General features: G+C 62.8%; 9 protein-coding genes. 4 read left to right on the top strand and 5 right to left on the bottom strand.

Translation table 11 applies throughout. From position 1 onward, the window contains the following. Positions 1-83 precede the first annotated feature (83 nt). Positions 84-1,604: a malonyl-CoA synthase gene (locus tag J1C49_RS05370; RefSeq protein ID WP_227444774.1), complete on the bottom strand. Its 1,521-nt coding sequence runs from the start codon at positions 1,602-1,604 to the stop codon at positions 84-86. Between the two features lie 277 nt (positions 1,605-1,881). On the opposite strand from J1C49_RS05370, the gene J1C49_RS05365 reads away from it, so the two are divergent. The 3 genes from J1C49_RS05365 (at position 1,882) to J1C49_RS05355 (ending at position 7,530) form a co-directional block, all read left to right on the top strand. After that, on the top strand, positions 1,882-3,042 hold the full coding sequence (locus J1C49_RS05365; protein WP_227444785.1) for an amidohydrolase: 1,161 nt from the start codon (positions 1,882-1,884) through the stop codon (positions 3,040-3,042). A 208-nt stretch (positions 3,043-3,250) separates the two neighbouring features. Next, a complete protein-coding gene (locus J1C49_RS05360; protein WP_227444773.1) occupies positions 3,251-4,411 on the top strand; it encodes an efflux RND transporter periplasmic adaptor subunit in 1,161 nt (386 codons plus the stop codon). Further along, positions 4,408-7,530, top strand: a complete 3,123-nt coding sequence (locus J1C49_RS05355; protein ID WP_227444772.1) for an efflux RND transporter permease subunit — start codon at positions 4,408-4,410, stop codon at positions 7,528-7,530. The genes J1C49_RS05360 and J1C49_RS05355 overlap by 4 nt, the downstream gene beginning before the upstream one ends. A 306-nt stretch (positions 7,531-7,836) precedes the next feature. Here J1C49_RS05355 and hemE read toward each other — a convergent pair whose 3' ends face one another. Continuing rightward, on the bottom strand, positions 7,837-8,865 hold the full coding sequence (gene hemE, locus J1C49_RS05350; protein WP_227444771.1) for a uroporphyrinogen decarboxylase: 1,029 nt from the start codon (positions 8,863-8,865) through the stop codon (positions 7,837-7,839). Positions 8,866-8,989: 124 nt separating this feature from the next. On the opposite strand from hemE, the gene hemC reads away from it, so the two are divergent. Continuing rightward, a complete protein-coding gene (gene hemC, locus J1C49_RS05345; protein WP_227444770.1) occupies positions 8,990-9,940 on the top strand; it encodes a hydroxymethylbilane synthase in 951 nt (316 codons plus the stop codon). A 215-nt stretch (positions 9,941-10,155) separates the two neighbouring features. On the opposite strand, the gene J1C49_RS05340 is transcribed toward hemC, so the two are convergent. The 3 genes from J1C49_RS05340 to J1C49_RS05330 all read right to left on the bottom strand — a co-directional run bounded on the left by J1C49_RS05340 (position 10,156) and on the right by J1C49_RS05330 (position 12,999). After that, positions 10,156-11,130, bottom strand: a complete 975-nt coding sequence (locus tag J1C49_RS05340; protein ID WP_227444784.1) for a quinone oxidoreductase — start codon at positions 11,128-11,130, stop codon at positions 10,156-10,158. 123 nt (positions 11,131-11,253) lie between these two features. Next, positions 11,254-12,243, bottom strand: a complete 990-nt coding sequence (locus J1C49_RS05335) for an NAD(P)H-quinone oxidoreductase (protein ID WP_227444769.1) — start codon at positions 12,241-12,243, stop codon at positions 11,254-11,256. 54 nt (positions 12,244-12,297) lie between these two features. Continuing rightward, positions 12,298-12,999: a COQ9 family protein gene (locus J1C49_RS05330; protein ID WP_227444768.1), complete on the bottom strand. Its 702-nt coding sequence runs from the start codon at positions 12,997-12,999 to the stop codon at positions 12,298-12,300. Positions 13,000-13,097 lie beyond the last annotated feature (98 nt).

The following is a 13,097-nucleotide window of genomic DNA, read 5'->3' as shown; positions in this document are numbered from 1 at the left end:
CAGTCCTCAGTCCTCAGTCCTCAGTCCTCAGTCCTCAGTCCTCAGTCCTCAGTCCTCAGTCCTCAGTCCTCAGTCCTCAGTCCTCAGTCCTCAGTGACAAAAGTCTGGGCATAGCGCTCGCGCAAGGCCGCTTTCTGCACTTTCCCCATCGTGTTGCGCGGCAAGGCATCAACCACGAAAATACGCTTCGGGATCTTGTATTTGGCAAGCTCGGCACCTGCGGACGCCAGAAGTGCCTGCACATCAACGGTCGCGCCGGGCTGCGGCACGACCACGGCAACCACCGCCTCGCCAAAGTCAGGATGCTTCACCCCGATCACCGCGCTTTCGAGAACCGTCTCCCAACCATCAAGCACAAGCTCGATCTCCTTGGGATAGACATTGAAGCCGCCTGTGATGATCAGGTCTTTCTGGCGGCCAACGATTGTGACGTAGCCATCCGGGCTGATGAACCCGAGATCCCCGGTGATGAAAAACCCGGTGTCGCGCAGCTCTTCGGCCGTCTTCTCCGGCATCCGCCAGTATCCGCTGAACACATTCGGCCCGCGCACTTCGATCATTCCGGTTTGACCCGCGGGCAAGACAGCCCCCGTCTCGGGATCCGTCACACGAACCGTGACGCCCGGCAGAGGCAGACCAACGGTGCCGGCGCGACGCTCCCCCTCATACGGGTTGGACGTATTCATCCCGGTCTCTGTCATGCCGTACCGCTCAAGGATTGCATGCCCTGTGCGCTGCGAGAAGGCCGCGTGTGTTTCGGCCAGAAGCGGCGCGCTGCCGGAGGTAAACAGGCGCATATGTCCGACGCGTGCCCGATTGAACTCCGGGCTGTCGAGAAGCCTTGTGTAAAAGGTCGGCACCCCCATCATGGTTGTTGCCCGTGGCAACGCGGCAAGCACGGCCTCGGTGTCGAAACGCGGCAACCAGATCATCGATCCCGAACGCAGCATCACCACGTTGCAGGCCACAAAAAGCCCGTGCGCATGGAAAATCGGCAAGGCATGAAGCAACACGTCGTCCCGGCTGAAGGCCCAAAGCGCCGCCAGCGCCTGTGCGTTGGACAGCAGATTGCCCTGCGTGAGCATCGCGCCCTTGGAGCGGCCGGTTGTGCCAGATGTGTAAAGGATGCAAGCCAGATCGTCGGTCTCACAGGCGGCCACAACCGCGCTCGGCGCGGCGGTTTCTGCGGCATCCGCAAAACTGCCGGTGCCCTGCTCTCCCATGGTCAGCAGGCTGGCACCCGCAGCCTGTGCAATCGGCATCAGCGCATCGGCCATGGACGGGTCACAAACGACGAGGCGCGGTTCCGCGTCCTCAAGGAAATACTCGATTTCCCGGGCGGTATACGCCGTATTGAGCGGCAGGAAGACAACGCCCGTTCGCAGACAGGCAAGATAGAGCGCCAGCGCATCCGGGCTCTTGGGCGCCTGCAAGGCAAGCCTGTCCCCCTTGCGCAGACCTGCCTCATCAAGAACGCCGGCAAATTGCGCCACCCGCCCGGCCATCTGCGCATAGGACAAGGTCTCGCCGTCAGGCAGATGCAGCAGGGGTTTGCCAAGACCGGCATGCTGGCCAAGCACGGCATCGTATAATGGATTGGTCACGACACATCTCCCACAGGACCCGCTTTGTGGGGCTCGGGCACCGACGCCGCCCCGCGCTTTGGAATGCGCCGCTGGTTGCCCGATGCCTGTCCCAAGGTCAAGCATCCGCGCCATGCCAGACAGCGACGCGCCTTGCGCGGCAATTGCTCTTGTCCGTCACAGACCCTATCCACTATCGGCAACGTTGCGCTCTTTCCTTTTGCCGTTGGAGCACCCACTTGCGTTGAAGCTCACACTTCTTTGTGGAGTCCTTAAGCGTATGGCCGGAGAAATCCCGATGCTGACACAAGGCGACCTTGACGATCTCACCGCCTTCCGACGCTTTCTGCACCAGCATCCGGAGCTTTCCGGAGAAGAGACCGAAACCGCCGCGCAAATCACACGGGCCCTTGAGCCTTTGAAGCCGCACAGGATCCTGACGGGTCTTGGCGGGCATGGCGTTGCGGCGGTGTTTGATAGCGGTCGGCCCGGGTCGACCGTGCTGTTTCGCGCCGAGCTCGATGCGCTCCCGATTGCGGAGGACGCGTCGCGCGGCATTGACTGGATCTCGCAAAACCCAGGCAAAGGGCATCTGTGCGGACATGACGGGCATATGACGATGCTGCTCGGGCTGGCCCGCTGCCTGTCGCGCAGACCCGTGCAAACGGGCCGGGTCGTGTTGATGTTTCAACCCTCCGAAGAGGACGGTCGGGGGGCGCGTGCGGTTGTCGCAGACCCCGCATATGCCAGCATCCGGCCAGACTGGGCCTTTGCAATCCACAATGAACCGGGACGGCCGCTTGGGTATGTTGCCACGCGTGCCGGGCTCATCAACTGCGCTTCGCGCGGGCTAGAGATCACGCTGCAAGGCAAGACAGCGCATGCCGCTGATCCGCAGGACGGGATCGCGCCGACCATGGCCCTGGCCCGATGCCTCCCCGCGTTGACGGCCTTGAGCCGAGGCACCGAGCGCGATGACGCGTTTCGCCTTGTCACAATCACCCATGCCCGCTTGGGAGAGCCCACCTTTGGCATCGCGCCCGGTGAGGCAACCATCCATGCCACCTTGCGCACCGGACACGACACCGAGATGGCCGGGCTCATGGCCGACGCGAAGGCCGTGATCGACGAGGCCGCAGCCGCGGATGGTTTGACCCTGCGCTACCGAGAGCATGACGTCTTTGCCGCCTCGATCAATGATACGGAGGCTCATGCCGTTGCCTGCGAAGCGATGCGTGCGATCGGGATCGTGCATGGCGACGCGGGTCTCCCCATGCGTGCCTCTGAGGATTTCGGCGTGTTTGGACAAGGCGCCAAGGCGTCCATGCTGTGCCTTGGATCTGGCGAAACTCATGCCGCGCTCCACAACCCTGACTACGATTTTCCCGACGAGCTGATTCCGATCGGCGTGTCGCTCTTTGACAGGATTGCCCGCGATCTTCTTGGATCCGCCGCATAGTTGACCGGCGATTTTCTGAATCGGTCAGGATCTCGTGCGAAGCCGGAACCAACGGCGCTCCATGTCGTTAACGTCACTTGACACAGGCCCGACAATCCGCGAACTAAACCAATCAGTTTAGACCGATATCCAAGACGATCGCATGTTTGTTTCGTGTCCCCTCGTTCGCGGCGGGCCGCACGTGGTTCGAACCAGAAAGGCGCGCAGCATGGCCGCTTCCAAGTCATCGCAAGACTCCGACACTCGCCCTCAACCGCTGAGCTTCGACGATGATCCCGGCTCGAACCGGGCAACATGGGTTGCCGCAGTCTTGCTCGTTGCGATTGTCGGCTGGATGGGCAGTGGCTTCATCCTGCCATCGGAAGACGTTGCGGACAGCGGGCCAGCCGCAGGGGATCGCGACAACGCTGCTCCCGTCGCGGTTGCCATTCGCCCGTCGCAGGCCGAAGCTGTCACGCTCTTCTTTCAGGCGGAAGGGCAGGCACAGCCTGATCGCGACACCTCGATCCGCGCCGAAGCATCCGGTGACGTGGCGGAGCTGATCCATTCCAAAGGCGACGATGTAGAGGCCGGTGCCGTGATCGCGCGGCTCGACACCGCGCGCGTCGAGGCCGATTTGCGCCGCGCCGAAGAAGAGCGCGTTCGTGCGCAGCGCGAGTTCGACAACGCGACGGAATTGCGCGACCGCGGCGTGGCAACAGTGGACCGCGTCACGCAGGCGCGGGCCGCCCTTGCCGCGGCCGACGCCCAGGTTGCCAGCGCGCGCAGCGCTCTGGACGCCACGGAAATTCGCGCGCCCTTTGCCGGGCGGATTGAAACGCTCACCCTCGATCCCGGAGAGTTCGTGACGGCCGGCGCAGAGATCGGGCGCATCGTTGACAATCGCCCCCTCACGGTCGCCTTGCAGGTCCCCCAGCAGGCGCTGACCCGTATTTCCAATGGCCAGCCCGCACAAGTCAGTTTCATCACCGGAGAGACCCGCGAAGGTGAGGTCACGTTCGTCGGCACCTCTGCGTCCGCCGAGACCCGGACTTTCCTGACCGAAATCACGGTGCCAAACGAGGATGGCGCCATTCCCGCAGGCATTTCCGCCGAGATCCGCATTCCCACCGGACAGGCGCAGGCGCATTTCATCTCGCCCTCCATCGTCTCGCTCAGTCCCGAAGGGGCAACCGGTGTCAAAACCGTCGAGGACGGGCGCGTGGTATTTCATGAAATCGCCGTCGCCCGGGCCGAAGTCGACGGCATCTGGGTGACCGGCCTTCCGGATCAGGCGGATTTGATCGTTGTCGGACAAGGCTTCGTGCGCGAGGGCGAAGTGGTTCGCGCCCAACCCGAGATCGACGCCGGCACGGGGCCGACCCAATGAACACGGTAATCGACGCCGCTTTCAGCCGGGCCCGTGTGGTGATCATGGCGCTGATCATGATTCTGGGCGTGGGTGCCTATGCCTATGTGGCGATCCCCAAAGAGGCCAATCCAGAGGTGCCGTTGCCGCTGGTCTACGTCTCTACCGGTCTCGACGGGATCAGCCCCGGCGATGCGGAACGGTTGCTGATCGAGCCAATGGAAGCGGAGTTCGGCGCAATCGAAGGCCTGCAAAAGATGTCGAGCGAAAGTGCGGAAGGCTTTGCATCCGTACAGCTTGAGTTCCAGGCCGGCGGCGATATCGACGAAGCGCTCGACAAGGTGCGCGAAGCGGCTGACCGTGTTGAGGGCGAGCTGCCTGAAGACGCCTATGACCTGACGATCACCGAGATCAATACCGCGCTCTTCCCGATCATCACTGCCGTGCTGTCCGGACCGGTGCCGGAGCGCACGCTCAACAGCATGGCCGAAACTCTCCAGGAAGAGATCGAAGGGCTGCGCGGCGTTCTCGAGGTCGATATTGGCGGCAAGCGCGAGGAGTTCCTCGAGGTGCTGATCGACCCGACGATCTTCCAGACCTACAACCTCAGTTTCGAGGAAGTCATCGGTCAGATCCAGCGCAACAACCGCCTGATTGCGGCGGGCGCCATCGAGACGGGTGGCGGGCGGATCGTTCTCAAAGTGCCCGGCCTCATCGAGAGCGTCGAAGACGTCATGTCCATGCCGATCAAGGTGCGCGGCGATGCGGTGGTCACCTTTGGCGACGTGGCCACGGTGCGGCGCAGCTTTGATGACCCCACCAGTTTTGCCCGAATTGACGGGCAACCGGCCATTTCGCTCGAGGTCAAGAAGCGTTCCGGAGCCAACATCATCGACACTGTTGCTGACGTGCAGGCGCTGGTTGAAGAGCTGCGCGTCGACTGGCCCGACAGCGTGCAGGTCACCTATCTTCAGGATCAGTCCGAACAGGTCAAAACGCTGCTTTCCGATCTGGAGGCAAACGTGATCGCCGCCGTCATTCTGGTGATGATCGTGATCGTTTTTGCGCTTGGCCTGCGGTCTGCGCTGCTCGTCGGTCTGGCCATCCCCGGTGCGTTTCTCGCCGGCGTCACGGCGCTGTGGATCATGGGCTACACGATGAATATCGTGGTGCTTTTCTCCCTGATCCTTGTGGTTGGCATGCTCGTCGACGGGGCAATCGTCACTGTTGAACTGGCGGACCGCCGGTTGCAGGAAGGCGACGATGCGCGGGCGGCCTATGCGTTTGCTGCCAAGCGCATGGCGTGGCCAATCATTGCCTCGACCGCGACAACCCTTTCGGTTTTCTTCCCGCTCCTGTTCTGGACCGGGCTGACCGGCGAATTCATGAAATTCCTGCCGATCACGGTGTTGCTGACCTTGTTTGCATCGCTCTTCATGGCGCTGATCTTCATTCCGGTCGCGGGCGGGCTGATTGGCAAGCGGCAGCCGCAATCGGCCCGCCAGAAAGCCGCCATGCATGCTGCCGAAAAAGGCGACCCGCGCGACATGGGCGGTTTGACCGGCGCCTATGTCCGGTTGCTCGAATGGGCGATCCTGCGACCCGGCGCGACCCTGCTCCTGGCGCTTGCGCTGCTCATGGGGGGCTTTGCCGCCTATGGCCAGTTCGGACGGGGGCTGACCTTCTTCCCCTCGGTTGAGCCGGAATTCATGCAGGTGCAGGTGCGGGCACGGGACAATTTCTCGATCTGGGAGCGCGACGCGCTGGTGCGCGCCGTAGAAGACCGGTTGCTGGCCTATGACGAGGTCAAGAGCCTCTATGCCCGTTCCACGATGACCGCCGGACAGGGCGACGAAGAAACAATCGGCACCTTGCAACTGGAGTTGATCGACTGGGACGCGCGCCGCACCGCGGCCGAGATCGGCGCGGACATTCGGGAAACCGTCGCCGATATCGCGGGCATCGATATTCAGGTGCAAACGGAGAGCGGCGGGCCAACTTCCGGCAAACCCGTGAGCCTCGAGATCCGCGCCCGCAACCCCGACACCCAGGCGGCGGCGGTCGAAACCATCCTCGCCCTGATGGACCAGATCGGCGGATTTACCGATATCTCGGACACACGACCCTTGCCCGGGGTTGAGGTTTCCATTCTGGTGAATCGCGAAGAGGCCGCGCGGTTTGGCGCTGACGTCTCTTTGCTTGGTCAGGCGGTCCAGCTGCTGACCCAAGGCATCACGGTCGCCGACTACCGGCCGGACGACACCGATGGCGCGCTCGATATTCGCGTGCGGTTTCCCCGCGCCGACCGGTCACTGTCCGAGCTTGGCAACCTGCGTGTGCCGACTACGGCCGGCCTCGTGCCGATTTCCAATTTCGTGACCTTTGCCCCTTCCGAGAGGGTCGGAACAATCCGCCGCGTCGACGAACGCCGCGTTGTCACGATCGAGGCGAACGTGGCTGCCGGCGTGCTGGTCAACGACCAGATCACCGCCTTGCGATCTGCGCTTGACGGCGCCGGGCTACCCGAGGGCGTGACCTATGCATTCGCCGGTGAAGCCGAAGACCAACAGGAAGCCATGACGTTTCTCATGGGGGCCTTCGTGACCGCGCTGTTCCTGATGGTGGTGATCCTCGTCCTGCAATTCAACAATTTCTATCAGGCGGGTATCGTGATGAGCGCGATCGTCTTTTCCATTGCCGGCGTCTTGCTCGGTCTGCTGGTGACCGGCCGGCCCTTTGGCGTTGTGATGGGCGGGATCGGTGTCATCGCGCTGGCCGGGATCGTGGTTAACAACAATATCGTGTTGATCGACACCTACAACGCTCTGAAACGCGACGGGCTTTCGCCCCTTGAGGCCGCGTTGCGCACCGGCGCTCAGCGTTTGCGGCCCGTGGTACTCACATCGGTGACCACCGCGCTTGGACTGATGCCCATGGTGATCGGGGTGAACCTCAATTTCTTCACCCGCGAGATCGTCTACGGCGCGCCATCGACCCAGTGGTGGACGGAACTCTCATCCGCCATTGCTGGCGGCCTCGTGATTGCCACCGTCCTGACGCTTGTGGTGACCCCGGCCATGCTCATGCTCGGAGAGAAACGCGACAGACGGGGGGTGCCATCTGGCATGCCCGCCGAATGAAGGCTTGCAAAAACGGGACATGACGACGCCGGGCAGCGCCGGGATGAGGACGAACCGATCGCGGCAGGGAGCGTCTCGCGCAAGGCGGGCCGAACCGCGCGGCCCGAGGGGTAGAGGGGCCGACGCGCGGAATGAACCCGGGTCACCGCACCCGACCGGGCGATGGCAAGGCGCAATCACCCACGTGAGGGCCAAGCGCCCTTGCCAGCACGACACCTCTGGGCGCGCGCGTTTTCTGTGCACAGAGGCGCTTTCCACGCACAGGCATGTCTGCCTGCGCCCCAAGGTATTTTCCCGTGTCCGCGTCTATTTTCCGCGCACGGTGTCAATCATGAGCTGCACGTTCTCGGGATCGGCATCCGGCGTGATCCCGTGACCGAGATTGAAGATATGCGGTCCGTTGGACAGGGCATCGACCACTTTGCGGGTCTCATCGACAAGCGCCTGCCCCCCTGTGACCATATGGGACGAGGCCAGATTGCCTTGCACGCAACCATCGACCTGCACATGCGCCGCGGCCCATTCAGGGCTGACGCTGTCGTCGAGCGCCACACAATCGGCGCCGGTCGCCTTGTGAAACCCGATATACTTGTCGCCGCCTTGACGCGGAAAGGCGATGACCGGCAAGCCGGGATGCCGTGCCTTGAGTTCCTGTGTGATGATGCGCGCCGGTTCGGTTGCGTATTTGTCAAAATCTTCGCCATTGAGCGAACCCGCCCAGCTGTCGAAAATCTTGACCACTTCCGCGCCGGCTTTGACCTGCTCATCGAGGTAATCGATCGTCGACTCCGTCAACCTGTCAATCAAGGCTTCGAACAGGGCGCGGTTCTCCGCCTTGAGCGCATGGGCCGGTCCCTGATCCTTGGTCCCCTGCCCCGCGATCATGTAGGTCGCCACGGTCCAAGGCGCGCCGGCAAAGCCAATCAGCGTGGTTTCTTCCGGCAATTCGCGGCGCAGGATCCGAACCGTCTCGTAAATCGGGTTGAGCGTATCGTGGATCATCGCCCCCTTGCCCAGCGCATCGAATTCGCCCTGGGTGGTGACCGTTGTCATGCGCGGCCCTTCCCCTGTGACGAACCAGAGGTCGACACCAAGCGCCTGTGGCAAAAGCAAGATATCTGCAAACAGGATCGCGGCATCGAAGCCATAACGCCGGATCGGTTGCAGGGTGACTTCGGCGGCCAGTTCGGAATTGTAGCACAAAGACAGGAAATCCCCCGCCTCGGCGCGGGTGGCCCGGTATTCGGGCAGGTACCGTCCCGCCTGTCGCATCATCCAGATCGGAGGCGTCGGCAGGGTTTCTCCGGCAAGCGCGCGCAAAATGGTCTTGGTCATTGGTTGTCCTTCATTTCTGACACCTGCGTCGGACAGACGCGACATCATGTCAACCCGCCTTGACGCCACACTCGGCGCGCTACCCCATTGTCAGGTTGAGTTGACAGGCTTAAAGCTTGTGGTCATGACGATTGACCTTCCTTCCCCCGCCTCTCCGCTGAAAATCGGCACCCGTGGTTCTCCGCTCGCTTTGGCCCAAGCCAATGAGACCCGGACCCGGCTTTCGCGCGCATTCGACCTGCCCGAAGAGGCCTTCACCATCGTGGTGATCAAGACCACCGGCGACAGGATCATTGACAGGCCGCTGAAGGAAATCGGCGGCAAGGGGCTCTTCACCAAGGAGATCGAGGAGCAGATGCTGTCTGGTGAGATCGACATCGCCGTGCACTCGATGAAGGACATGCCGGTGCATCAGCCGGACGGGCTGCTGCTTGATTGCTACCTGCCGCGAGAGGATGTGCGCGATGCGTTCATCTCGCCGTCTTTTTCGGCCATTGCCGACCTTCCGGAAGGCACGGTTGTCGGCACATCCTCGCTGCGACGCCGCGCGCAATTGCAGAACCGGCGTCCGGACCTGAAGATCGTGGAGTTTCGGGGCAATTTGCAGACCCGTCTGAAAAAACTGGAAGACGGTGTCGCGCAGGCCACCTTCCTCGCCATGGCCGGTCTCAACCGGCTCAAGATGGATGAGGTGCCCAAGACCGCCATCGAGACAGGCGACATGCTGCCCGCCGTGGCACAAGGAGCCATTGGCATCGAGCGCCGCGAGGCAGACAGCCGCGCTGCGGAAATGCTGGCCGCAATCCATGACACGCCAACGGGACAGCGCCTTGCGGCGGAACGCGCGTTTCTCGCACGGCTCGACGGATCCTGCGAAACACCGATTGCCGGCCTTGCGGAGCTGGACAACGGCACGATTCGCCTGCGGGGAGAAGTGCTGCGCCCCGATGGATCGCAATCCCATGCGGACGAGATCAGCGGTCCGATCGAGGATGGCGCAGCGCTTGGGGATGCCTTGGCCCGCACATTGCTTGAGCGCGCAGGGCCCGGTTTCTTCGATTGGCACGGCACCTGAAACACAACCGCGGCCCGTCTCAAGACCCCGTGCCGAGACGGGCTTGCGCCCTGACTGCCCCGCTGGACATGCCACCTGTCAAGGCGCGAAAGCCTTGACGATGCGCAGGGACTCACACCGCGCGGAAGGACCATGGTGAACGGCGCCGCGCGGTGTCATCCGGCTGCATCACCCGACCGCTCAAGCCGAAACCGTCACGACCGGCGAGCTGACAGTCAGACCGTGAGGATGGTCTGCCCGGTTGTCTGGCGCGCTTCGAGCGCGCGATGGGCATCCGCGACCTGATCGAGAGGAAACCGTTGATCGATGCGGATCTTGACCGCACCGGACTCGACCTTGTCGAACAGCATGCGCGCCATCGCTTGGCAGGTCTCATGGTCGCTCGTATGGGTGAAAAGCGTCGGGCGGGTTATCTTGAGCGAGCCCTTCGCCGCCAGCAAGTTGACGGAAAACGGCTCGACCGCCCCCGATGCGTTGCCGAAGGAAATCATCATTCCCAAGGGCCGCAGACAATCCAGCGACCCTTCAAAGGTATCCTTGCCCACCGCGTCCATCACCACATCGACACCGACACCGCCGGTCAATTCGCGGACCTTTGCCACCCAGTCTTCGGTCTTGTAGTTGATACAGTGCGCAGCACCGTGCTCCAGCGCGAGCGCGCATTTCTCATCCGTTCCGGCAGTTCCGATCAGCGTGATGCCCTCGGATTTCGCCCATTGGCACGCAATCAGACCGACACCGCCTGCCGCCGCATGAAACAGGACCGTGTCGCCGGCCTTGAGCGGCGTGGTGCGATGAAACAGGTATTGCACCGTCATGCCCTTGAGCATCATCGCGGCGCCCTCCTCGAAGGAAATTGCCTCCGGCAGCGGGCAAACCTCGGAGGCTGGCATGACCCGTGCCTCGGCATAGGCCCCCGCCGGCGAGCCGGCATAAGCGGCGCGGTCCCCCGGTTTGAGGTGCGTGACCCCTTCGCCCACCGCCTCGACGATACCCGATGCTTCGCGGCCCAGCGCATGCGGAAGCTCCATCGGATAGAGCCCGGATCGTTGATAGGTGTCGATGAAATTCAATCCGCAGGCCTTGTGCCGAATGCGGATCTCGCCCGGTCCGGGGGCGCCGACGGGCCGCTCCACGACCTTGAGCACCTCAGGGCCACCGGTCTCTTCGATGATGACGGTTTTTGCCATGTCTTCGGCCATGCTGTCTGTTCCTCATTTCGCACACTGTGGATTATGACGGAGATGGCTCAGGGCATTTCTCCGACAAGCCTCTGGCGCCATTCCGCATACGCGCGGCGATCCATTCGCGGCTCAATCGCCAAAGACTTCGAGCACGATCTTTCCGATATGGCCCGAGCTTTCCAGCCGCTGATGCGCCGCAACCGCGTCCGACAACGCAAAACTGCTGTCCATGACAGGCCCAACGGTGCCGTCGCTCAGCAAGGGCCAGACATGGCCGCGCAGGGCATCAGCAATCCCGGCCTTGGCCTCGTCGCTCTGCGGACGCAGGGTCGAGCCAGTGATTGTCAGGCGTCGGACCATCACCTGCGCAAAATTCAGCGTGACCTTTGGCCCTTGCAGAAACGCGATCTGCACGAGCCGCCCATCCATGGCGAGCGCCCGCACGTTCCGGGGCAGGTAGTCGCCGCCCACCATGTCGAGAATAAGGTCCGCGCCCCCGGCGGCCTTGAGGATCTCGACGAAATCCTCCTCCCGGTAATTGATGGCCCGATCAGCCCCAAGCCGTTCGCAGGCTGCGCATTTCTCCGCCGATCCCGCCGTGGCGAACACGGTTGCTCCAAAATGCTTCGCAAGCTGGATCGCGGTTGTGCCAATCCCTGACGCCCCCCCATGCACAAGGAACGTCTCGCCCGATCGCAGACGTCCCCTGTCGAACACATTGCTCCACACGGTGAAATAGGTCTCCGGCAGACAGGCCGCTTCCTTCAGGCCCATGCGATCGGGGATCGGCAGACAATGTGCGGCGGGTGTGGCGACGTATTCGGCATAACCGCCCCCCGGCAAAAGCGCGCAGACCCGCGTGCCGACAGAGGGCCAATCCACCCCCTCCCCGATGGCCACCACCTCCCCGGACGCCTCCAGCCCCGGAAGGTCCGACGCCCCGGGCGGCGGGTCATAAGCCCCGGCGCGCTGTAAGGCATCCGGGCGGTTCACGCCTGCATAGGCCACCCGTATCACGACATGTCCGACCTTTGGCTCGGGCACGGGGCGGTTGGTTTCTTTCAGAACGTCCGGTCCGCCGGGTTCGGAAATCTCGATGGCGCGCATGGTCGAAGTCATCAGGGCCTTGGCTCACTTAATATTCAGAGATTGAGTTGAGGGTTCGGGACGCGATTATGGCTCGCCGGTCGGCGGCGTGGGCGTGGACCAGCGTCCCGGCAAGCCCCCCTTGTCCGCAGGCGGCGCCTGCATCCGCGACAGAACCTTGGCAGGCCCCGCCATCAACTTGGCAAGGACCGGGTTCTTTGCGACACCGGCCTTCACCTTCTCAAAACGCATCACATCCTCGATCCTGCGGTCGAGAAAGCCCCATGTGGCCTGGTTGTCGAGCGAATCATCACCCAGCCAATACAGCACGGTAGCCGAATAGACCGCCGACAGGGTGGCGCGCTTCGAATACCAGTTGAAGTCCTGCGAGGTATCGCCCAACGCGGTCCAGATCGCATCCGCGGTCCCCCATACGAGCTTTGCTCCATCGGGCGCGTAGAGCGGCAGGGCAAAGAGCGTGGTGCCACGCCTTACCGCCTCGCGGTCGCTCACCGCCTCGAGACGCGCCCGCACAGCAAAGATCACCTTGTCGCGAAAGCGCATCCCGGTCAGGTCCGTCGCTTCGATCCGGGCAATCATCGCCGCGTCGCCGCGCCGGTGATAGGCCACCGCCAGATCAACGGCTCCGCGTGGAAACAGCCCGCGCGCAACCGTCATGTTCATGTCAATATCGGCGACGGCCGCGCGGAATGTTGTTTCCGACCAGCCGTCGAAGGGCACATGCATCAACGCAGCATCAAGCAGACGGTCGGCAATCGGGTCACGCATCGGCAACCTCCTTTCACGTGTTTGGTCCATGACTGGACAAACTAGGGGGCGCTTGCTATAGCGCCACTTCCTGCAATCCTTGCAAATCTAACCTAGAA

It is taken from the genome of Cognatishimia sp. F0-27 (assembly GCF_020667845.1).
Classification (GTDB): Bacteria; Pseudomonadota; Alphaproteobacteria; order Rhodobacterales; family Rhodobacteraceae; genus JAFMPQ01.
The sequence above is the reverse complement of the archived record's forward strand: the minus strand, read 5'-3'. Positions and strand labels throughout refer to the sequence as shown.